Annotated in this window: 19 protein-coding genes; 16 read left to right on the forward strand and 3 right to left on the reverse strand. The window is 54.1% G+C overall.

Annotated elements, in window-relative coordinates; all coding sequences use genetic code 11:
• Positions 1–117 precede the first annotated feature (117 nt).
• Entirely contained in the window at positions 118–456 is a 339-nt protein-coding gene (locus tag NR302_RS14550; RefSeq protein WP_154155573.1) for a DUF2002 family protein, read from the reverse strand.
• Between the two features lie 150 nt (positions 457–606).
• Here NR302_RS14550 and NR302_RS14555 point away from each other — a divergent pair, with 150 nt between their 5' ends.
• The 11 genes from NR302_RS14555 to emrB all read left to right on the forward strand — a co-directional run bounded on the left by NR302_RS14555 (position 607) and on the right by emrB (position 12,977).
• Positions 607–927 (forward strand): DUF883 family protein, encoded by a 321-nt coding sequence (locus tag NR302_RS14555; protein ID WP_064739626.1) that lies wholly within the window; start codon positions 607–609, stop codon positions 925–927.
• A gap of 378 nt (positions 928–1,305) precedes the next feature.
• Positions 1,306–1,548, forward strand: coding sequence for a glutaredoxin-like protein NrdH (gene nrdH / locus NR302_RS14560; protein ID WP_008101624.1), 243 nt, complete (start codon positions 1,306–1,308; stop codon positions 1,546–1,548).
• Between the two features lie 3 nt (positions 1,549–1,551).
• Positions 1,552–1,956 carry a class Ib ribonucleoside-diphosphate reductase assembly flavoprotein NrdI gene (gene nrdI / locus NR302_RS14565; protein ID WP_007886412.1) on the forward strand — a complete coding sequence of 135 codons (405 nt, stop codon included), beginning with the start codon at positions 1,552–1,554 and terminating at the stop codon, positions 1,954–1,956.
• Complete coding sequence (gene nrdE, locus NR302_RS14570) at positions 1,935–4,073, forward strand: class 1b ribonucleoside-diphosphate reductase subunit alpha (protein ID WP_374990628.1); 2,139 nt, start codon at positions 1,935–1,937, stop codon at positions 4,071–4,073. Before nrdI ends, nrdE begins: the two co-directional genes overlap by 22 nt.
• A gap of 8 nt (positions 4,074–4,081) precedes the next feature.
• Positions 4,082–5,041 carry a class 1b ribonucleoside-diphosphate reductase subunit beta gene (gene nrdF, locus NR302_RS14575; RefSeq protein ID WP_036647504.1) on the forward strand — a complete coding sequence of 320 codons (960 nt, stop codon included), beginning with the start codon at positions 4,082–4,084 and terminating at the stop codon, positions 5,039–5,041.
• A gap of 399 nt (positions 5,042–5,440) precedes the next feature.
• Entirely contained in the window at positions 5,441–6,631 is a 1,191-nt protein-coding gene (gene proV, locus NR302_RS14580; RefSeq protein WP_061718054.1) for a glycine betaine/L-proline ABC transporter ATP-binding protein ProV, read from the forward strand.
• 2 nt (positions 6,632–6,633) lie between these two features.
• Positions 6,634–7,806 carry a glycine betaine/L-proline ABC transporter permease ProW gene (gene proW / locus NR302_RS14585; RefSeq protein ID WP_258143795.1) on the forward strand — a complete coding sequence of 391 codons (1,173 nt, stop codon included), beginning with the start codon at positions 6,634–6,636 and terminating at the stop codon, positions 7,804–7,806.
• A gap of 63 nt (positions 7,807–7,869) precedes the next feature.
• A complete protein-coding gene (gene proX / locus NR302_RS14590; RefSeq protein WP_258143796.1) occupies positions 7,870–8,865 on the forward strand; it encodes a glycine betaine/L-proline ABC transporter substrate-binding protein ProX in 996 nt (331 codons plus the stop codon).
• Positions 8,866–9,572: 707 nt separating this feature from the next.
• Positions 9,573–10,103, forward strand: coding sequence for a transcriptional repressor MprA (mprA, locus tag NR302_RS14595; protein WP_008101638.1), 531 nt, complete (start codon positions 9,573–9,575; stop codon positions 10,101–10,103).
• Positions 10,104–10,251: 148 nt separating this feature from the next.
• Positions 10,252–11,424, forward strand: coding sequence for a multidrug efflux MFS transporter periplasmic adaptor subunit EmrA (gene emrA, locus NR302_RS14600; protein WP_008101640.1), 1,173 nt, complete (start codon positions 10,252–10,254; stop codon positions 11,422–11,424).
• A 17-nt stretch (positions 11,425–11,441) separates the two neighbouring features.
• On the forward strand, positions 11,442–12,977 hold the full coding sequence (gene emrB / locus NR302_RS14605; RefSeq protein ID WP_061723537.1) for a multidrug efflux MFS transporter permease subunit EmrB: 1,536 nt from the start codon (positions 11,442–11,444) through the stop codon (positions 12,975–12,977).
• A gap of 37 nt (positions 12,978–13,014) precedes the next feature.
• Here emrB and NR302_RS14610 read toward each other — a convergent pair whose 3' ends face one another.
• Positions 13,015–14,127: a tRNA/rRNA methyltransferase gene (locus NR302_RS14610; RefSeq protein WP_258143797.1), complete on the reverse strand. Its 1,113-nt coding sequence runs from the start codon at positions 14,125–14,127 to the stop codon at positions 13,015–13,017.
• Between the two features lie 156 nt (positions 14,128–14,283).
• Here NR302_RS14610 and trxC point away from each other — a divergent pair, with 156 nt between their 5' ends.
• From trxC to NR302_RS14640, 5 genes are all read left to right on the forward strand, one after another.
• On the forward strand, positions 14,284–14,703 hold the full coding sequence (gene trxC, locus NR302_RS14615) for a thioredoxin TrxC (protein ID WP_008101648.1): 420 nt from the start codon (positions 14,284–14,286) through the stop codon (positions 14,701–14,703).
• A 91-nt stretch (positions 14,704–14,794) separates the two neighbouring features.
• Entirely contained in the window at positions 14,795–15,499 is a 705-nt protein-coding gene (locus NR302_RS14620; RefSeq protein WP_258143798.1) for a tRNA-uridine aminocarboxypropyltransferase, read from the forward strand.
• A gap of 87 nt (positions 15,500–15,586) precedes the next feature.
• On the forward strand, positions 15,587–18,244 hold the full coding sequence (locus NR302_RS14625; protein ID WP_258145202.1) for a bifunctional acetate--CoA ligase family protein/GNAT family N-acetyltransferase: 2,658 nt from the start codon (positions 15,587–15,589) through the stop codon (positions 18,242–18,244).
• Between the two features lie 116 nt (positions 18,245–18,360).
• On the forward strand, positions 18,361–19,716 hold the full coding sequence (gene pssA, locus NR302_RS14635; protein WP_154190564.1) for a CDP-diacylglycerol--serine O-phosphatidyltransferase: 1,356 nt from the start codon (positions 18,361–18,363) through the stop codon (positions 19,714–19,716).
• 3 nt (positions 19,717–19,719) lie between these two features.
• On the forward strand, positions 19,720–20,040 hold the full coding sequence (locus NR302_RS14640; protein WP_154155557.1) for a YfiM family lipoprotein: 321 nt from the start codon (positions 19,720–19,722) through the stop codon (positions 20,038–20,040).
• Here the strand turns inward: NR302_RS14640 and NR302_RS14645 are convergent, their stop codons facing one another.
• Positions 20,041–21,345 (reverse strand): MFS family transporter, encoded by a 1,305-nt coding sequence (locus NR302_RS14645; protein WP_008101659.1) that lies wholly within the window; start codon positions 21,343–21,345, stop codon positions 20,041–20,043.
• Positions 21,346–21,533: the final 188 nt, after the last annotated feature.

Genomic DNA, 21,533 nt, shown 5'->3' on the forward strand with positions numbered 1-21,533 from the left:
GGACGTCTGAACATCTATATGGACACAGGGTTATACGCGTCAGCGTGCGGATTTGCAACGGGGCAGAAGGTAAGGATTAAGTGAGGATTTGCGGCCCCGCGTTGACGGGGCGCAAGATCAGGCGCCGAATACGCCTTGCAGATAACGCTCAAGCGCAACGCGCGAGCTGAAGCCGTGCGGAATACCGTAATGCTCCTGCGAATCGCCCATTAAATAGAGTGGGAATTGTGTGTAGTGATCGCAGGTTTTCATCTCTGAGGCCGGTTCAGCAAAGCTCTGGCTTTTCTCTTTCAGCGTCGGGTGAATGATTAAGGCGGTCCGTCCCATACGCGCTTCGCGATTGACGTACACATAGTTATCGCCGCGACGATAACCGTAAATTTTTGGCGTTTGGGTATCCATTTCGAAGCCCACTTTCTCAAGTACGCGCGCTACCTCATCTGGTCGTAAATACATGCTTGCTCCTCTCTTCTCACAGCCCCGCAACCTTACAGCAGCAGGATGGCATGGGCATTCGGAATTTTCCCTAAAGCCTGGCACATCCCTGCGTTTAATCACGCTTCGTCTACACTGAGTATTACGTTTTAAATCAAAGGGAGCTAAAAAATGTTTAATCGAAGCGCAAAAAACGATGACATTGATATTAATCAGGATGTAAACGAACTGGCCGATTCGCTAGAGGCGTTACTCAAATCTTATGGCAGTGAAGCTAAAGATGAGGTTGATAGCGCACGCAGCCAGGCGCAGGCGCTGCTGAAGCAGACGCGTGCCAAATTGAGCGGCGGACAGAGTCGCGTATCGCAAGCGGCGCGTGACGCCGGTACTCAGGTTGATGCCTATGTACACGACAAGCCGTGGCACGGCGTCGGCGTGGGTGCGGCAATCGGTTTAGTGCTAGGTGCGCTGCTGGTGTCTTCACGCCGATAAGCCTGTAAGTAGACTCAATAAGCCTCGCTGATGCGGGGCTTTTTTGTGGGCGCGAGATAGTACGCGCTTTCCCTCTCCCGCAAGTGGGAGAGGGCTGGGATGAGGTCCAGATCGCACAAAATCCAACCAACCTTCCCACCTCATTCCCTTTACAAAAAATTTTTCCGGCCTGGAAGGCGCATGATCTCTGGGCTTAGCGATTATCCGAAGATCAAAATAACAAAACCCTATATCTGGTGGGCTTGACCCTTTTAATCACTACATCTAGTATTCAACCCATCAACCAGCTACCAAATGTCGTCAAGGACGAAGTTCGATGCAAACAGGAATTTGCTTCGTATCTCGCAATCTGACCGCAATCAAAGGGAAATACGAATCATGCGCATTATTATTTACACCAAAGACAACTGTGTCCAGTGCAATGCGACAAAAAATGCCATGGACCGCAAAGGTATCGACTATCAGCTGATCAACCTTGATACCCAACCAGAAGCCATCGACAACCTCAAATCTCTCGGCTATCGCCAGGTGCCGGTGGTGATGACGCAAGACGATCACTGGAGTGGCTTCCGTCCCGACAAAATTGCCAGCCTGCGCCAGCTCGCGGCCGTCGGGGGATAAGCCATGTTTCCACTGGTCTATTTCTCTAGCCAGTCGGAAAACACGCACCGATTCATCACGCGTCTTGGGCTGCCTGCCCGCCGTATTCCGGTTGACGGCACGCAGCGCCTGCATATCGAACAGCCCTACATTTTAGTGGTGCCGAGCTACGGCGGCGGCAGTTCGCGCGGAGCCGTACCGAGACAAGTGATTCAATTCCTCAATGATGATGCCAACCGACGCGGGATTCGCGGGGTGATTGCTGCCGGTAACCGCAACTTCGGTGAAGGTTATTGCCTGGCGGGCGACATCATTGCGCAGAAATGTCAGGTTCCCTATCTCTACCGCTTTGAGCTGATGGGAACCCCCGACGATATCGCTAATGTAAAAGCGGGAGTGACCCAATTTTGGCAACGACAGACACCCTAAACAGCTCGCTAACGGATTACCACGCGCTTAACGCGATGCTGAACCTGTATGACGCCGATGGCCGCATCCAGTTCAGCAAAGATCACGAAGCGACGCGCCAGTTCTTCCTGCAGCATGTGCAACCCAATACCGTGCAGTTTGCCTCTGCGGGCGAACGTCTGCGCTATCTGGTGGCCGAAGGCTACTACGAAGCTGAAGTGCTAAATCAGTACGATTTCGCTTTCCTGTGCCAGCTGCACGATGAAGCCGATGCGGCGGGTTTCGCTTTCCACACCTTCCTCGGTGCGTGGAAGTTTTACACCAGCTACACGCTGAAAACCTTCGACGGCAAACGCTATCTGGAAACCTTCGAACAACGCGCCTGCATGGTGGCGCTGACGCTGGCACGCGGCAATGAAACCTTAGCGCGCGAGCTGCTGGCAGAAATGCTGAGCGGTCGCTTCCAGCCGGCTACGCCAACCTTCCTTAACTGCGGTAAGCAGCAGCGCGGCGAGCTGGTCTCCTGCTTCCTGCTGCGCATCGAAGACAATATGGAATCGATTGGTCGCGCGGTGAACTCGGCGTTGCAGCTGTCGAAACGCGGCGGCGGCGTAGCGTTCCTGCTCTCCAACCTGCGTGAATCAGGTGCGCCGATTAAGCGCATTGAGAACCAGTCATCGGGCGTGATTCCGGTGATGAAGATGCTGGAAGATGCGTTTTCGTACGCTAACCAGCTTGGTGCGCGTCAGGGCGCAGGCGCGGTATGGCTGAATGCGCATCACCCGGATATTTTCCGTTTCCTGGATACCAAACGCGAAAACGCCGACGAGAAGATCCGCATCAAAACGCTGTCGCTTGGCGTGGTGATCCCGGATATCACCTTCCAGCTGGCGAAAGAGAATCGCGATATGGCGCTGTTCTCGCCGTACGATGTTGAGCGCATCTACGGCAAAGCCTTTGGTGATATCAGCATCAGCGAACATTACGACGAGATGCTGGCTGACGATCGCATCACCAAAACTTATATCAAGCCGCGCGATTTCTTCCAGACGCTGGCGGAGATTCAGTTTGAATCGGGCTATCCGTACATCATGTTCGAAGACAGCGTGAACCGCAGCAACCCGATTGCCGGCCGCATCAACATGAGTAATCTCTGTTCCGAGATCTTGCAGGTCAACAGCGCCAGCGAGTTCTATGACGATCTCAGCTACCGTCGCGTCGGCAAAGATATCTCCTGCAACCTCGGCTCGCTCAACATTGCCCATGCCATGGATTCACGCAATCTGGCGCAAACCGTGGAAACTGCCGTGCGTGCGCTGACCGCAGTTTCCGAGATGAGTGAGATCAATTCGGTGCCGTCGGTGGCGGAAGGCAATCGCCGCTCGCACGCGATTGGCCTCGGCCAGATGAACCTGCACGGTTATCTGGCGCGCGAAGGCATGGCGTACGGTTCAGAAGAAGCGCTGGATTTCACCAATCTTTACTTCTATTGCGTCACCTATCACGCCGTGCGCACCTCGAATCTGCTGGCGCAGGAGCATCAGAAGAGTTTTGACGGTTTCGCCGACTCGAAATACGCCAGCGGTCAATATTTCGATAAGTACACCGAACAAGCGTGGCAACCGCGCACCGCGCGTGTGGAAAAACTGTTCGCTGATGCCGGACTTGCTCTGCCAACGCAGGCCGACTGGCAAGCGCTGCGTGCAGCGGTGATGCAGCATGGGCTGTACAACCAGAATCTGCAGGCGATTCCGCCAACCGGTTCGATCTCGTACATCAACCATGCGACCTCCAGCATTCACCCGATTGTGTCGCGCATTGAGATTCGTAAAGAGGGCAAAACTGGCCGCGTCTATTATCCGGCTCCGTTTATGACCAACGACAATCTCGACCTTTATCAGGATGCGTACTCGATTGGGCCGGAAGCGATTATTGATACCTACGCCGAAGCCACGCAGCACGTCGATCAAGGCTTGTCGCTGACGCTGTTCTTCCGCGACGACGTCACCACGCGCGATATCAACAAAGCGCAGATCTACGCGTGGAAGAAAGGCATCAAAACGCTCTATTACATTCGTCTGCGCCAGATGGCGCTTCAAGGCACCGAGGTGCAGGGCTGCGTCTCCTGCTCACTGTGATGAAAACTATGCAACTAAAACAAATTCAAGCGATTAACTGGAACCGCATCCAGGACGAGAAAGACCTCGAGGTGTGGAACCGACTTACCAGCAACTTCTGGCTGCCGGAAAAAGTGCCGCTCTCCAACGATCTGCCGGCGTGGCAGTCGCTGGACCACCAGCAACAGCAGCTGACCATTCGAGTGTTTACCGGTTTGACGCTGCTCGACACCATCCAGAACGTGATTGGCGCGCCGGGTCTGATGGAAGATGCGATTACACCGCATGAAGAAGCCGTGCTGTCGAACGTCTCCTTTATGGAAGCGGTGCATGCGCGTTCGTACAGTTCGATTTTCTCCACGCTGTGTAACACCGCAGATGTCGATGCGGCGTATCGCTGGAGTGAAGAGAATGAAGCGCTGCAAAACAAGGCGAAGATTGTGCTGGAGCACTATCGCGCCGAGGATCCGCTGAAGAAGAAAATCGCCAGCGTGTTCCTTGAATCGTTCCTGTTCTACTCCGGTTTTTGGCTGCCGATGTATTGGTCAAGCCGTGGCAAGCTGACCAACACCGCTGACCTGATTCGTCTGATCATTCGTGACGAAGCGGTTCACGGTTACTACATCGGCTATAAGTACCAAAAAGCGCTGGAAAATGTTGATGCTGGTCGCCGTGAAGAGTTGCAACAGTTCGCGATTGATTTGCTGCTGGCGCTGTACGAAAACGAAGTGGTGTATACCGAAGCGTTGTACGGCGAAGTCGGCTGGGCGGAAGAGGTGAAAACCTTCCTGCACTACAACGCCAATAAAGCGCTGATGAACCTCGGCTACGAAGCGCTGTTCCCGGCGGAACTGACCGCAGTGAACCCGGCGATCTTGTCCGCGCTGTCGCCTAACGCCGATGAAAACCACGACTTCTTCTCGGGTTCAGGCTCTTCCTATGTCATGGGCAAAGCAGTAGAAACCGAAGACGAAGACTGGAATTTTTAACATTAAAACCCGGTGCGCATTAATGCGCACCTTACATCGTAGGGTCGCCATTGATGGCGACCTGGATTCCAGGTTTATTTCCATCGCCTCGTCATAATTGACATTTAAATATCCCTAAACCGCCATTCTCTATTTTCCCTCACAACATCTTTTTTCACGCCATTGACACCATTTCCGCCATGAAATAGTGATAAACCCCACTCTCCTTCATAAAAAATTAATCTACGCGCATCCCTTGTGAGCACTGGCGATTTTAGCCATTGACCGCTGCGTGCGCCACCGAATATCGCCATTCAGGGTTGTCAGATAATTTCACTATGCTAGGGTATAGGGCGCTTAAATTTAATCAGGACCACAACAAGAAATAGTTAAACATTTAACCGGGAAATTAATTACTGCATGGCAATTAAACTCGAAGTAAAGAATTTATATAAGGTATTTGGGGATAATCCCGAAAAGGCATTTAAGCTGATCGATAAAGGCGAAAGCAAAGAGAGTATTCTGGCAAAAACCGGTCTCTCTGTTGGCGTCAAAAATGCCAGTCTGGCCATTGAAGAAGGCGAGATCTTCGTCATCATGGGGCTTTCAGGTTCAGGTAAGTCCACCATGGTTCGCCTTCTCAATCGTCTGATCGAGCCCACGCGCGGCCAGGTAATCATAGACGGTGTCGATATTGCCAAAATATCGGAATCGGAACTGCGTGAAGTACGCAGAAATAAGATCAGCATGGTATTCCAATCCTTCGCATTAATGCCGCACATGACGGTGCTAAATAACGCTGCTTTTGGCATGGAATTAGCTGGCATCGCTTTGGCGGAACGTCAGGAAAAAGCGCTGGAAGCATTGCGTCAGGTTGGTCTGGATAATTACGCTCACTCTTATCCCGATGAACTTTCTGGCGGCATGCGTCAACGCGTTGGATTAGCCCGCGCATTGGCGATTAATCCTGATATTTTATTAATGGATGAAGCCTTCTCAGCACTTGATCCGCTGATTCGTACCGAAATGCAGGATGAACTGGTAAAACTGCAGGCGAAACATCAGCGTACCATCGTATTTATTTCTCACGACCTCGATGAAGCGATGCGTATTGGCGACCGTATTGCCATTATGCAGGGCGGCGAAGTGGTGCAGGTCGGCACGCCGGATGAAATCCTCAATAATCCTGCCAACGATTATGTACGCACCTTCTTCCGCGGCGTCGATATCAGTCACGTGTTTAGCGCCAAAGATATTGCGCGTCGCAGCGCAGGTTCACTCATCCGTAAAGCCGCCGGTTTTGGTCCGCGTTCCGCCATCAAGCTGCTGCAGGATGAAGATCGCGAATATGGCTATGTGCTGGAGAAACAGAAGTTTGTTGGTGTGGTCTCCACCGATTCACTGAAAGCCGCGCTGGCGGCCGGTGAAGGGCTGGATAGCGCGCTGCTCGACACGCCGTTAGCGGTTCCTGCCGATACCTCCCTGAATGATCTGCTATCGCATGTGGCACAAGCGCCCTGCGCCGTGCCGGTCGTCAGCGAGGAGAATCAGTACGTCGGTATCATTTCGAAAAGCATGCTGTTGCGTGCTTTAGACCGTGAAGGAGCCTAATCATGAGTGAACAAACAGCGAATCCGTGGGAAAGCGCCAGCCAGACCACCCAGCAACCTGCCACAACCGATAGTAGCGCCGCTGCCAGCAGCAGCGATCCCTGGGCGAGCGGCGGTGCCGCGCCTGCGGATAATAGCGCCGATGCATGGGGCGATCCGTCAGCCGCCAGCAGCGGTGGCCACGATGCCGCCAGCAATGCTGCCAGCAGCAGCAGCGACTGGCTGAGCAGCGCGCCCGCTCCCGCGCCAGAACATTTCAACATCATGGATCCGTTCCATAAAACCTGGATTCCACTCGATAGCTGGGTAACCGAAGGCATCGATTGGGTGGTGAGCCATTTCCGTCCGGTGTTTCAGGGCATTCGCGTGCCGGTGGATTACATCCTCAGCGCGTTCCAGCAGTTACTGCTCGGCATGCCCGCGCCGGTGGCGATTGTGGTGTTTGCGCTGATCGCCTGGCAGATTGCCAGCCCGGCGATGGGCATTGCCACGCTGCTCTCGCTGATTGCCATCGGCGCAATTGGTGCCTGGTCGCAGGCGATGGTAACGCTGGCGCTGGTGCTGACCGCCCTGCTGTTCTGCATCATCATCGGCTTGCCGCTCGGCATCTGGCTGGCGCGCAGTGAACGTGCCGCGCGCATTATTCGTCCGCTGCTGGATGCGATGCAGACCACGCCCGCCTTCGTTTATCTGGTGCCGATCGTGATGCTGTTTGGTATCGGCAACGTGCCGGGCGTGGTGGTGACCATTATCTTTGCGCTGCCACCGATTGTGCGCCTCACCATTCTTGGCATTAAGCAGGTGCCAGCCGATCTGATTGAAGCGAGTGAATCCTTCGGAGCCAGCCCGCGTCAGATGCTGTTCAAAGTGCAGCTGCCGCTGGCGATGCCGACCATCATGGCTGGCGTAAACCAGACGCTGATGCTGGCGCTGTCGATGGTGGTGATCGCCTCGATGATCGCGGTTGGCGGTCTCGGTCAGATGGTGCTGCGCGGCATTGGTCGCCTGGATATGGGCCTCGCCACCGTCGGCGGCGTGGGCATCGTGATTCTCGCTATCATCCTCGATCGCTTGACCCAGTCGATGGGGCGCGACAGCCGCAGCCGTGGCAGCCGCCACTGGTACAGCACTGGCCCGCTCGGTCTGCTGATGCGCCCTTTCAGTAAAAAAGCCTGATTTCAATGGGCGGTCCGCTGCGGCCGCCCGTCTCCGACGTAACACGTAAAATAAGGAATGACTATGCGCAAGACAGCTCTCATCGCTGCCGTCCTGACGACGTTCGCCGCGACGCACGTGTCCGCCGCCGACCTGCCCGGTAAAGGCATCACCGTTAAACCGACTCAAAGCACCATCTCTGAAGAGACCTTCCAGACGCTGCTGGTGAGCCGCGCGCTGGAGAAACTCGGCTATACCGTTGAGAAGCCAAGCGAGATTGATTACAACGTGGCATACACCACTATCGCAGCCGGTGATGCCACCTTTATTGCCACTAACTGGAAACCGCTGCACGACGATATGTATAAAGCAGCGGGCGGCGATGCCAAGTTTTATCGCCAGGGCACTTACGTCGGTGGCGCTGCGCAGGGTTACCTGATCGATAAGAAAACCGCCGAGCAGTATCACATCACCAATATCGAGCAGCTAAAAGATCCAAAAATCGCCGAGCTGTTTGATACCAATGGCGATGGCAAAGCGGATTTGACCGGCTGTACGCCAGGCTGGGGCTGTGAAGCGGTGATTAATCACCAGATTGATGCCTACAAGCTGAGCAATACCGTAGAGCACAATCAGGGCAACTACTCAGCGATGATCGCCGATACCATCACGCGCTTTAAGCAGGGCAAACCGGTGTTCTATTACACCTGGACACCGTATTGGGTCAGCGATGTGCTGAAGCCGGGTAAAGATGTGGTATGGCTGCAGGTGCCGTTCTCTTCACTGCCAGGCGAGCAGAGCAAAGTTGATACCAAGCTGGCGAACGGTGCTAACTACGGTTTCCCGGTGAACACCATGCACATTGTCGCCAACAAAGCCTGGACCGAGAAAAATCCGGCTGCGGCAAAACTGTTTGCTGAGATGAAGCTGCCAATTGGCGACATCAACGCCGAGAATGCAGCGATGCATGCAGGCCACGCTTCTGAAGCCGATATCAATGGCCACGTTGATGGCTGGATCAAAGGTCACCAGGCGGAATTCGATAAGTGGATTCAGGACGCACTGGCGGCAGCGAAGTAACGCGTTTACATTAGCGTTGGTATTGTGGCGGCGCGATTTATCGCGCCGTTTTTCGTGCGATAAATGCACTAAAATCACTCAGCGCAATAAATTGCGCAGCTACGGCAAGTTTCTTCCTTACCCTTTCTCATCCCCCGATAAGCGAAGCGTGCGCTATAGCGCACTGGTACGTCCTGTTAATTAACACACCATTGAAATAATTTTTTCGGTTACTATTACCCACAAATGATTATCTCTGTTCTCCTCGCGCAATGAACGCTTCCTGATTAGCGATCGAATTCCATCATTTTTGCTGGTATCGCTTCCGCGCGGATGTTGTTAAGAGCATGTTAATCAACACCTTGATTTTAGTGGACAAGCTGCGTGCTAAAAGTGTTTAGAAATCGTAAAGATGAGACCAAACCGCTGAGCGATACTGTTCATTGATGATTGGCTTTGTTATGGTTAGCAGCGCAGTTATTCACCAGAGTTATTTTTTCTCGCGAAATTATTTATCAGTAAAAAGGTTTCCCGGGATCAATTGATGACATCGGCTGCCTGCATGATCAGGCGGGATGTCAGGGCGAAATGCCCTGGGTTAAGGAACAACCTGGAATGTCAGATGTTGACAATGTGATCGTACTAACAATCACCTGCGGAAATTGTGACTACGCTTAATCTGTCACCATCATTACTATACCAGTTGCAACTAAGAGGTTTTTTTTAAAATGGAAAGTTCGTTTACTCCCATTGAACAGATGCTAAACATCCGTGCTAACCGCCATAAAGATTTTCCGCTGCAGGAGATCATTCTGACCCGCTTGTGCATGCATATGCAGGGAAAACTGCTGGATAATCGCAACAAAATGTTGAAGGCGCAGGGAATTAACGAGACCTTATTCATGGCGCTGATTACCCTTGATGCGCAGGAAAATCAGAGCATTCAGCCTTCAGAACTGAGTTCTGCCCTCGGCTCTTCACGCACCAATGCCACGCGCATTGCCGATGAGCTGGAGAAGCGCGGCTGGATCGAACGCCGTGAAAGCGAGAACGATCGTCGCTGCCTGCATCTGCATTTGACCGAAAAAGGTAATGAGTTCCTGCGCCAGCTGCTGCCACCGCAGCATCAGAGCCTGCAATACTTGTGGTCTTCGCTCTCCACTAACGAGCAGGATCAGCTGGAATCAATTACCCGTAAGTTACTTAACCGTCTCGATAAAATGGACGAAGATCAGGTTATCGCTTCCCTGTCGCGCTAATAGCAAGAAGTGCGACACAATCACCTTCCGAAATCGCTATTTTAATCCCCTTTTGTCCGGCCAGCGCTCAAGCGCTGGCTTTTTCGACTCGGGCAACCGTGTTGAAGGATCAGCACATCCCGACTAAATGGAAAACGTGGAGAACGACATGAGTGCGACAGCGGAAGCTCAAAGCCCGCAACAGCCAGCGAATAAAAAGAAGAAGCGCAAAGGTGTGCTGATCCTGCTGGCTATCGTGTTTGTAATTATTGGTGTTTCGTATCTGGCTTACTGGTATTTGGTGCTGCGTCACTTCCAGGAAACCGATGATGCCTATGTGGCAGGTAACCAGGTGCAGGTGATGGCGCAGGTTTCCGGCAGCGTAAACAAAGTGTGGTTTGATAACACCGACGTGGTGAAGAAAGGCGATGTTCTGGTGTCGCTGGATAAAACCGATGCCGAGCAGGCGTTTGAGAAAGCGCAGACCGCTTTGGCCACCAGCGTGCGTCAAACCCACCAGCTGATGATCAATGGTAAGCAGTATCAAGCCACCATCAAGTTGCAGCAAACCGCGTTAGAACAGGCCGAAGCTGACCTGAAACGCCGCGAGCCGCTGGGCGCGTCTAATCTGATTGGTCGCGAAGAACTGCAACACTCGCGTGATGCCGTGGCAACCGCCAAAGCACAGCTGGATGTGGCAGTGCAGCAATACAACGCTAATCAGGCGATGATTCTGAATACCGCGCTGGAAAACCAGCCGGCGGTACAGCAGAGTGCGGCTGAATTGCGCGATGCCTGGCTGGCGCTGCAGCGTACCGAGATTCGTAGCCCGATTGATGGCTTCATTTCACGTCGTAGCGTGCAGGTTGGCTCACAAATCTCCACCACCACGCCGCTGCTGGCGGTGGTGCCATCCACCAATCTGTGGATCGACGCGAACTTCAAAGAGACGCAGCTTGCCGGTGTGCGTATCGGTCAATCGGCCACGGTGATCAGCGATATCTACGGCGATGACGTGGAGTATCACGGCAAAGTGGTAGGTCTGGATATGGGTACCGGCAGCGCCTTCTCGCTGCTGCCTGCACAGAACGCCACCGGTAACTGGATCAAAGTGGTTCAGCGTCTGCCGGTGCGTATCGAGCTGGATCCAAAACAAGTGGCGGAACATCCGCTGCGTATCGGCCTTTCCACGCTGGTAAAAGTGGACACGCAGAACAAAGATGGCGCCACGCTGGCCAGTGCCGCGCGTTCGCAAGCCGCGTATGAAAGTAATGCGTTGGCAATCGACCTCGCGCCGGTTAACCAGCTGATTACTGACATCGTTCGTGCCAACGCTGACTAACGCCGCGGGAGGCTGTTATGGCACAAAAACCGCTTGAAGGTGCGCCGTTAGTCCTGATGACCATCGCCCTGTCGCTGGCGACGTTTATGCAGGTACTCGACTCCACCATCGCTAACGTGGCGATTCCGACCATCGCCGGTAACCTCGGTGCCTCGAATTCACAGGGCACATGGGTAATTACCTCTTTCGGGGTGGCAAACGCCATCTCGATTCCGATTACCGGTTGGCTGGCGAAGCGCATCGGTGAAGTGAAGCTGTTTACCTGGGCGACCATTCTGTTTGTGTTGGCGTCCTGGGCGTGCGGCATGTCCGAAAGCCTCGAGATGCTGATCTTCTTCCGTATCATTCAGGGCGTGGTTGCCGGTCCGCTGATTCCACTGTCGCAGAGCTTGCTGCTAAACAACTATCCGCCAGCGAAACGCAGCGTGGCGCTCTCGCTGTGGGCGATGACGGTGATTGTCGCGCCGATCTGCGGCCCGATTTTGGGCGGCTGGATCAGTGATAACTATCATTGGGGCTGGATCTTCTTCATCAACGTACCGATTGGTTTGGTGGTGGTGTTGCTGACGCTGCAAACGCTGCGCGGACGTGAAACCAAAACCGAAATCCGCCCGATCGATATGGTGGGCTTAGTGCTGCTGGTGGTGGGCATTGGCTCGCTGCAGGTGATGCTGGATCGTGGTAAAGAGCTCGACTGGTTTAGCTCCACCGAAATCATTGTGCTGATGGTGGTCGCCGTGGTGGCGCTATTGGTGTTGCTGGTGTGGGAGCTCACCGACGACCATCCGATAGTCGATCTGTCGTTGTTCAAGATGCGCAACTTCACCATCGGCTGTTTATCGATAAGCCTCGCCTATATGCTCTACTTCGGCTCGATAGTTTTACTGCCGCAGCTGTTACAGGAGGTATATGGCTACACCGCCACCTGGGCCGGATTGGCGTCGGCACCGGTGGGGATTCTGCCGGTAATCCTGTCGCCGATCATTGGGCGCTTCGCGCACAAGCTGGATATGCGTAAGCTGGTGACCTTCAGCTTCATCATGTATGCCGTCTGTTTCTACTGGCGTGCCTACACGTTTGAGCCGGGGATGGATTTTGGTGCATCGGCGTGGCCACAGTTTATTCAGGGCTTTGCGGTAGCGTGCTTCTTTATGCCACTTACCACCATTACGCTTTCAGGCTTACCGCCAGAACGTATGGCGGCGGCATCGAGCCTGTCGAACTTCGTGCGTACGCTGGCGGGTTCCATCGGTACCTCGATCACTACCACTATGTGGAGTAACCGTGAATCGATGCATCACAGCTATCTGTCGGAGTCGGTGAATCCGTACAACGTCAATTCACAGCAGATGTATGACCAGCTGGAAAGTCTGGGCATGACCCAGCAGCAGGCCTCGGCGTATATCGCGCAGCAAATTACCAATCAGGGGCTGATTATCTCGGCGAATGAGATTTTCTGGGCATCGGCGGGTGTGTTCTTGATCTTGCTGGTGCTGGTGTGGTTTGCGCGTCCACCATTCGGTGCGGGCAGTGGTGGCGGCGGCGCTCACTAAGCGACACAAATAAAAACGGGCCTTGCGGCCCGTTTTTTTATGCGTTCTGACGCCACCATTCGGCAAGCAGAATACCGGTCGCCACGGACACGTTGAGGCTTTCAACGTTGCCGGTGCCACCAATCGACAGGCTGAGATCGCCCTGCTGGAAAGCGCTGTCTGACAGACCTTCTCTCTCCTGACCCAACACCAGCACCATTTTGGCGGGCAGCTCGGCTTTCGCCAGCGGTGTGCCTTCGTGGCTTGAGGTGGTAACGATGGTGTAACCCGCTTTACGGAACGCTTCCAGACCATCGGCAAAGCTTTCGCCGCTGATTGCCTGTACGTGCTCAGCACCACCTTCGGCGGTACGTACTGCCGCACCCGATTCCAGCAGCGAAGCATCATTCACCAGCAAACCTTTCACACCGAAGTGCGCGCAGCTACGCATAATGCCGCCAAGGTTGTGCGGGTTGCTGACATCTTCCAGCGCCAGCACGCAATCTTTGGTCGGTGCCTTTGTCAGCCACTCGGTAACCGGCATGCCCATGCGTTTTTTAATGATGAAGCACACGCCACCGTGATGTTCAGTTCCTGAGGCTTTGGTCAGCTCAGCATCTTCAACCACGTGATAGGCTTTGCGGTTGGCCGCCAGCCAGCGCAGGGTTTCGCGGAAACGCGGTGTTACGCTCTGAATAAACCAGGCGCGCACGATGCTTTCCGGACGGCTCAGGAACAGCGCCTGACAGGCATTTTCACCGTAGACGCGCGTCTCTTCCTGACGCTGACGGCGAATCTGCTCTGGATCGATCACCGGCTTGTTCGCGGCCTCATCCAGTTGGCTGTCATCGGCAACCGGTGGACGAGAAACGGTGCGCCACGGCGAATCACCGAAGCTGCGGTTGTCGTCACCACGATCGTCACGACGTCCAAAGCTGCGGCCGCGTTCGGTATTGCTCGCACCGCGCGGTGCCGAACTGCGTGCGCCGCTACGGCCACCTTCTTCATTATTACGTGCACTGCTGCGAGGACCAGAACGACGATTATCTTCCTGGCGCGCAGCAGGACGGCCGCCTTTGCCGGTACGGGGATTCGGCTTTTGACCGCCATCCTCATCACGTACGTACATCACTTTTACCTTGCCGCTTTTGCCTTTAAATTCGTCGTTCATCTGTTCCTCCAGCATTGAGAGCGCGAAGATTACCTGATGTGTCGGTGCTTAGCTATCAACTATTGAACCTATTGGGCAATCCAGATTGAGCATAGCACTCAACCTTTTCATAATGTCCGGCAATCATCAGATTTACAGGTCCGGGTTGAGGTAAATATGAATACAGTTTGTGCCTCCTGTCAGGCAACCAACCGCGTGCCCGAGTCGCGCATTGCCGATGGAGCAAAATGCGGTCGTTGCGGCGGTGAGCTGTTCAACGGTGAAATCGCCAACGCGACGGCCGCCACGCTGGATAAATATCTGCAAGACGATCTGCCGGTGGTGATCGACTTCTGGGCACCGTGGTGCGGTCCATGCGTTAACTTCGCACCGGTGTTTAAAGATGTCGCAGACGAGCGCCGCGGCAAGGTACGCTTCGTGAAAGTGAATACCGAAGCCGAACCTGCGTTGAGCTCGCGTTTTCGCATTCGCAGCATCCCTACGATTATGCTGTTCAAGAACGGCGAGATGGTCGACATGCTGAATGGCGCAATGCCGAAAGCGCCCTTCAACGAGTGGCTCGACGAATCGTTGTAAATCGCTGATGGCCAGCCGCGTGCTGGCCTTCCTTATTACCTTTCCCGGCTAATTCCATTACACTGGCGTTTTTTATCCTGCCTGCGAACCTATGTTAGAAAATGCCGTTCTGCGCTTACGTGCGCAACGTTTAGCGCGCGCCACGCGCCCGTTTCTTGCGCGTGGTAATCGTGTCATACGTTGCCAGCGCTGCCTGCTGCCGCAGAAAAACTGTCTGTGCGCCACCATCCAACCACAGCAAGCGCACAGTCGCTTTTGCCTGGTGATGTTCGATACCGAGCCGATGAAGCCGAGTAATACCGGAAGATTAATCGCTGATGTTCTGCCGGACACCGAGGCATTTGGCTGGTCACGCACCGAGCCAGATCCCGCGCTGCTGGCTGCGGTGAAGAATGAGCTTTATCAGCCGCTGGTGGTTTTCCCTGCGTCTTACGCCGATGCCGATCGTGAAGTGCTCACCAGCCCGCCGCTCACCGGTAAGCCGCCGCTGTTTATTATGCTCGACGGCACCTGGACTGAAGCGCGCAAGATGTTCCGCAAAAGCCCGTGGCTGGATGCGTTGCCGGTGATGTCGCTGAACGTTTCTGCGCCTTCGCGCTACACGCTGCGCGAAGCCCACGGCGAAGGCCAGCACTGCACCGCCGAAGTGGCTGCCGCGCTGCTGGAACAGGCGGGCGACCTCGCCGCCGCCGCCGAGTTACAGCACTATTTCGCACGCTTCCGTCATGCTTATCTGGCGGGAAAACCACATCATCCGATTCATGCTCTGGAAGAAGCATTAAGTAGCGGAATCTGAAGCTGGCTCTCAGCCTGCGATCGGCGAATCGGCAAGCGCGGTAAAAAGCGTTTACAATCATGCCAATCTTGATAGCAGGAGCGGATGATGAGCCAACGCGGACTGGAAGCGCTGTTACGACCTAAATCAATCGCGGTAATCGGTGCATCAATCACACCGGGCCGCGCCGGCTACTTTATGATGCGTAACCTACTGGCCGGTGGATTTAGTGGTCCGGTTTTGCCGGTGACGCCGAAGTATAAGGCAGTGAGCGGCGTGCTGGCCTGGCCCGATATCGCCAGCCTGCCCTTCGCACCCGATCTCGCCATCATCTGTACCCACGCCAAACGTAATCTCGACCTGCTGCAGCAACTGGGTGAAAAAGGCTGTAAGGCCTGCATTATTCTCTCGGCCCCGTCCAGCCAGTTGGAAGAGCTGAAAGCCTGCGCTAGTCAGTGGCAAATTCGCCTGCTCGGGCCCAACAGCTTAGGTTTGCTGGCGCCGTGGCAAGGGTTGAATGCCAGCTTCTCGCCGGTGCCGATTGCTAAAGGTCGCATTGCTTTTATTTCGCAATCCGCAGCGGTCTCTAACACCATCCTCGATTGGGCGCAGCAGCGTAATCTCGGTTTCTCCTGGTTTATCGCGTTAGGCGATAGCCTGGATATCGACGTTGATGATCTACTGGATTTTCTCGCGCGTGACGGCAAAACCAGCGCTATTCTGCTCTACCTCGAACACCTCAGCGATGCGCGCCGCTTTGTTTCCGCTTCGCGCAGCGCCTCACGCAACAAACCGATTTTGGTGATAAAAAGTGGTCGCAGCCATCAGGCGCAGGCGATGCTTGGCACCCATAGCGGGCTGGATGCCGCCTGGGATGCGGCGATTCAGCGCGCCGGTTTGCTGCGCGTGCAGGATACGCACGAGCTGTTCACGGCGGTTGAGTCGCTGAGCCATATGCGTCCACTGCGCGGCGATCGCCTGATGATCATCAGCAACGGCGCGGCACCGGCGGCGCTGGCATTGGATGAACTGTATGCACGCAACGGTAAGCTGGCGACACTGAGTGATGAAACGTTGCAAGCGCTGGCCGCACTGCTGCCGGAAGGTGTTGGGCGCGGTAATCCGCTCGATTTGAAAGATGACGCGACACCTGCGCGCTATGTCGCCTGTATTGAACGGCTGCTGGATAGCCATGAACTCGATGCACTGATGATCATTCATGCGCCAAGCGCCGTTTCGCCCTCCAGCGAAACCGCCGAGCAGATTATCGCTGCGGTTGCCAAACATCCGCGCGGCAAGCAGGTCACGCTGCTGACTAACTGGTGCGGCGAATACTCCTCGCAGAGTGCGCGGCGTGCTTTTACTCAGGCCGGCATTCCCACCTGGCGCACGCCGGAAGGCACCGTCATCGCGTTCATGCATCAGGTGGAATATCGCCGCAACCAGAAGCAACTGCGCGAGACGCCCGCGCTGCCGATCGGTTTGACGCAGAACAGCGCGCAGGCACATCAGCTGATTCAAGAGGCGCTGGATAAAGGCATCACCACGCTGGATACCCATGAAGTGCAGCCGGTGTTGCAGGCTTACGGCCTGGCGACACTGCCCACCTGGATTGCCAGCGACAGCATCGCTGCTGCCAGCATTGCCGATCAGATTGGTTATCCGGTAGCGCTCAAGCTACGTTCACCGGATATTCCGCATAAGTCCGAGGTACAAGGCGTAATGCTGTATCTGCGTAGCGCCGCAGAAGTGGAACAAGCGGCTGAAGCCATTTTCGATCGTGTGCGCGAAACCCATCCACAGGCGAATATTGATGGCCTGCTGGTGCAGTGTATGGCGAACCGCGCCGGGGCACAGGAGTTACGCGTGGTGGTCGAGCAGGATCCGCTGTTTGGTCCCATTATCCTGCTGGGTGAAGGCGGCGTGGAGTGGCAGCCAGACAAGCAAGCTGCCGTGGCTTTGCCACCGCTGAATATGACGCTGGCGCGCTATCTGGTGATTCAGGCAATGAAAAGCGGCAAAGTTCGCAGCCGTAGCGCGATGCGACCGCTGGATATTACCGGGCTGAGCCAGCTGTTAGTGCAGGTTTCCAACCTGATAGTCGATTGTCCGGAAATTCAGCGACTGGATATTCATCCGCTGCTGGCATCGGCCGATGAATTCACGCTGCTGGATGTCACGCTGCAGCTGGCGCCTTTCAACGGTGACAACGAAGCGCGCCTGGCGATACGTCCTTATCCGCACCATCTTGAAGAGCAGGTTCAACTGAAAGATGGGCAATATTGCCTGTTCCGCCCCATCCTGCCGGAAGACGAACCGCAGCTGCGCGCCTTTATCGCTCAGGTAACTAAAGAAGATCTCTACTATCGTTACTTCAGTGAAATCAATGAGTTTACCCATGAAGATTTGGCGAACATGACGCAAATCGATTATGACCGTGAAATGGCGATTGTCGCGGTGCGCCAGCACAATGGCGTCGATGAGATCATTGGCGTAACGCGCGCGATCTCCGATGCCGATAATATCGATGCTGAATTCTCGGTGCTGGTGCGATCTGACCTGAAAGGCTTGGGCATGGGCAGACGCTTGCTGGAGAAGATGATTCGCTATACGCGCGATCATGGCCTGCAACAATTGAACGGTATCACCATGCCAAACAATAGCGGCATGATTACGCTGGCGCGAAAACTCAATTTTCGCGTGAATATTCAACTGGATGATGGCATTGTCAGCCTGAATTTGCCGCTTGGTGATGTCATCAGCTAACCTGTACAGAAAGGTAAAAGTCCTCCTCTACAGGCCGGTTGATGGTATTATTTACCGTTAGGATCATGATTTGATGGCAAAAGGCCATGCAATGAACAGAGAAGAAGTGCACTGTGATGTTGTCTAAATTTAAACGTAATAAACACCAACAACACCTCGCACAGCTGCCTAAACTGTCACAATCCGTGTCGGATCTGACGACGCTTTACTCGCCTGCCGAGTTTCGCGAAACCTTGCTGACGAAAATTGCCGCAGCAGAAAAGCGCATCTGTATCACCGCGCTGTATCTTGAAAATGATGACGGCGGGCGGGGAATAATGCAGGCGCTGTACGCAGCGCGTCAGGCACGTCCGGAGCTGGATGTCTGCATTCTTGTTGACTGGCATCGTGCGCAGCGTGGTCGCATTGGCGCCGCCCGCGGTGTGACCAATGCTGACTGGTATTGCGAAATGGCGGATCAGCATCCGGATATCGCTATTCCGGTTTACGGCATTCCAGTTAACACCCGTGAAGCGCTCGGCGTGCTGCATCTAAAAGGGTTTATCATTGATGATACGCTGCTCTACAGCGGCGCGAGCCTGAACGATGTCTATCTACATCAGCATGATAAATACCGTTATGACCGCTATCAGCTGATCCGCAATCCACAGCTTACCGATACCATGTATGCGTGGATCTGCGAAAATCTCAAAGAATCCGATGCGGTTAACCGCCTCGATAAAACTGAGCGCCCTTCCAGCCCGGAAATTAAGAACGAAACGCGTCAATTCCGTCAGGAACTGCGCAGCTTTAACTATCAGTTTACCGGCAATGCAGATAATGAATCACTTGCCGTCACGCCACTGGTTGGCCTGGGCAAACGCAGTCTACTGAATAAAACCATTTTCCATTTGATGCCTTGCGCCGAGCGCAAGCTGACGTTGTGCACGCCCTATTTCAACCTGCCAGCTATTCTGGTGCGTAACCTGATTCATTTACTGCGTCAGGGCAAAGAGGTTGAGATCATCATTGGCGACAAAACCGCTAATGACTTCTACATCCCGCCAGAACAGCCGTTTAAGATTATCGGCGCGCTGCCTTATCTTTATGAGATCAACCTGCGTCGCTTCCTTAGCCGTTTGCAGTATTACGTCAATAACGGTCAGCTGACGGTACGCTTGTGGAAAGATGGCGAGAACAGTTATCACCTGAAAGGCATTTGGGTAGATGACGAATGGATGATGATCACCGGTAATAATCTCAATCCGCGCGCGTGGCGACTGGATCTGGAGAATGCGGTCCTGATTCACGATCCGCTGAATCAATTGGCCGAACAGCGTGAAAAAGAGCTGGCGCTGATTCGTGAGCATACTTCCGTGGTGCAGCATTTTCGCGAGCTGGAAAGTATCTCGGATTATCCAGCGAAGGTGCGCAAGCTGATTCGTCGCCTGCGCCGTATCCGCATCGATCGTTTGATTAGCCGTCTGCTTTAGCCGATGCGTGCGCTCATCCTCTACGTGGTTTTGCTGTGTAGTGGATGTGCGCATGTCGCCCAGGATAACTGGACTGGCAAAGATAAAGCACAACACTACTTCTCTTCCGCTGTTCTGGCTGCCGCTGGTAGCGAAATTTCCCAGCATCAGAATCACAGCCACGGGCAGAATTTGCGTTTCGGCTTTCTGTTTTCGTTAAGTTTTGGTGTGGGGAAAGAATTATATGACAGCCGCTCGGCAGGGAGCGGCTGGAGTTGGAAAGATCTTAGCTGGGATGTCGCCGGTGCCGCCAGCGGTATCGCGCTGTGGAATCTCAGTCAGTAGCTACAGCGCAATCCCCTTTCCTTTACGATGCAGCATCAGCGATACCAGGAATGCTAAAGCGCCCATTGCCGAAACATACCAGAAGAAGCTGGTTTCAATACCTTCCCTTTTCAGCAGCAAGGCTACGTATTCTGCCGAACCACCAAAAATAGCATTCGCCACCGCATAGGAAAGCCCAACGCCCAACGCCCGGACTTCTGGCGGGAACATCTCGGCTTTCAGGATTCCACTGATCGCGGTGTAGAAACTGGTGATGATCAGCGCCAACATGATCAAAGCGAATGCCAGCCAACTGCTCTGCACATTTTGCAGCAGGATCAGAATCGGAACCGTGCAGATTGCTGCACCGGCACCGAAAATCATCATTGAGGCTCGACGACCGATTTTATCTGACAGTGCGCCAACAATTGGCTGAATCAACATAAACACCAATAAGCAACCGGTCATTAATCCACTGGCACTGCGCGCATCCATCCCGGCGGTGTTCACCAGATATTTTTGCATGTAGGTCGTGAAGGTATAGAAGCTCAGCGAACCGCCTGCGGTAAAGCCCAGCACCATTAGAAACGCACGGGTGTGATTGCGCAGTAATCCCGTAATACTGCCGGCATCACGATGTTCGCGATGTTTTTTCTCTGAGGTTTCGTTGAGTGAACGACGCAACCACAAAGCCACGACAGCCAGCGCCGCCCCGAGGAAAAATGGGATACGCCAGCCCCAACTGCGGAGTTCTTCATCGCTAAGAATCTGCTGCAAGACGACGACGGTCAGCACCGCCAATAGTTGGCCGCCAATGAGCGTCACATACTGGAATGAGGCATAAAATCCTTTTCGTCCTTCCAATGCTACTTCGCTCATATAAGTGGCGCTGGTACCGTATTCCCCACCAACCGATAATCCCTGAAACATACGCGCCAGCAATAAAATCACGGGTGCGGCCAGGCCTATTTCGCCGTAGCCCGGTAGGCAAGCGATCACTAATGATCCCAGACACATCATGCACACTGAGATCAGCATTGATGCTTTGCGGCCATGACGATCAGCGATGTAGCCAAATAGCCATCCACCGATCGGACGCATTAGAAAACCAGCAGCGAAGACGCCGGCAGTTTGCAGCAATTGGGTGGTGGTATCACCGCTTGGGAAGAAGACGTGGGCAAAATAGAGTGAGAAGAAGGAGTAGACGTAGAAATCAAACCATTCGACTAAATTGCCGGAAGAAGCACCAACAATCGCCCAGATGCGCTTTTTACTGTCGGCTGCCGTTTCAGATAGTGCCACTTTTTGTTGTTGTGAGTCAGTCATGCTTACCTCTTTTCCTTGCGAAGAATTAACGCCAAAGGATTCAGTAAAGCATCTATTAACTGGTTGCGGGAATTGTCTCTATTCCTGGATTACAAAATGTGACTACCAGGGAGTTTTTAGTGCAACTTTTTGCTGATTTTCATGCAAATTCAGTTAACTACTGGATTTTATAAGCTATGTACAAACGT

The sequence above is a fragment of the Pantoea sp. SOD02 genome, from assembly GCF_024707505.1.
GTDB classification, from domain to species: domain Bacteria; phylum Pseudomonadota; class Gammaproteobacteria; order Enterobacterales; family Enterobacteriaceae; genus Pantoea; species Pantoea symbiotica.

Coding starts and splice junctions, on each gene's coding strand:
- NR302_RS14625 (WP_258145202.1), top strand. CDS start 15,587: ATGAGCCAACGCGGACTGGAAGCGCTGTTACGACCTAAATCAATCGCG.
- emrB (WP_061723537.1), top strand. CDS start 11,442: ATGGCACAAAAACCGCTTGAAGGTGCGCCGTTAGTCCTGATGACCATC.
- mprA (WP_008101638.1), top strand. CDS start 9,573: ATGGAAAGTTCGTTTACTCCCATTGAACAGATGCTAAACATCCGTGCT.
- NR302_RS14555 (WP_064739626.1), top strand. CDS start 607: ATGTTTAATCGAAGCGCAAAAAACGATGACATTGATATTAATCAGGAT.
- NR302_RS14620 (WP_258143798.1), top strand. CDS start 14,795: ATGTTAGAAAATGCCGTTCTGCGCTTACGTGCGCAACGTTTAGCGCGC.
- NR302_RS14645 (WP_008101659.1), bottom strand. CDS start 21,345: ATGACTGACTCACAACAACAAAAAGTGGCACTATCTGAAACGGCAGCC.
- trxC (WP_008101648.1), top strand. CDS start 14,284: ATGAATACAGTTTGTGCCTCCTGTCAGGCAACCAACCGCGTGCCCGAG.
- NR302_RS14640 (WP_154155557.1), top strand. CDS start 19,720: ATGCGTGCGCTCATCCTCTACGTGGTTTTGCTGTGTAGTGGATGTGCG.
- proX (WP_258143796.1), top strand. CDS start 7,870: ATGCGCAAGACAGCTCTCATCGCTGCCGTCCTGACGACGTTCGCCGCG.
- pssA (WP_154190564.1), top strand. CDS start 18,361: ATGTTGTCTAAATTTAAACGTAATAAACACCAACAACACCTCGCACAG.
- proW (WP_258143795.1), top strand. CDS start 6,634: ATGAGTGAACAAACAGCGAATCCGTGGGAAAGCGCCAGCCAGACCACC.
- nrdH (WP_008101624.1), top strand. CDS start 1,306: ATGCGCATTATTATTTACACCAAAGACAACTGTGTCCAGTGCAATGCG.
- NR302_RS14610 (WP_258143797.1), bottom strand. CDS start 14,127: ATGAACGACGAATTTAAAGGCAAAAGCGGCAAGGTAAAAGTGATGTAC.
- NR302_RS14550 (WP_154155573.1), bottom strand. CDS start 456: ATGTATTTACGACCAGATGAGGTAGCGCGCGTACTTGAGAAAGTGGGC.
- proV (WP_061718054.1), top strand. CDS start 5,441: ATGGCAATTAAACTCGAAGTAAAGAATTTATATAAGGTATTTGGGGAT.
- emrA (WP_008101640.1), top strand. CDS start 10,252: ATGAGTGCGACAGCGGAAGCTCAAAGCCCGCAACAGCCAGCGAATAAA.
- nrdI (WP_007886412.1), top strand. CDS start 1,552: ATGTTTCCACTGGTCTATTTCTCTAGCCAGTCGGAAAACACGCACCGA.
- nrdF (WP_036647504.1), top strand. CDS start 4,082: ATGCAACTAAAACAAATTCAAGCGATTAACTGGAACCGCATCCAGGAC.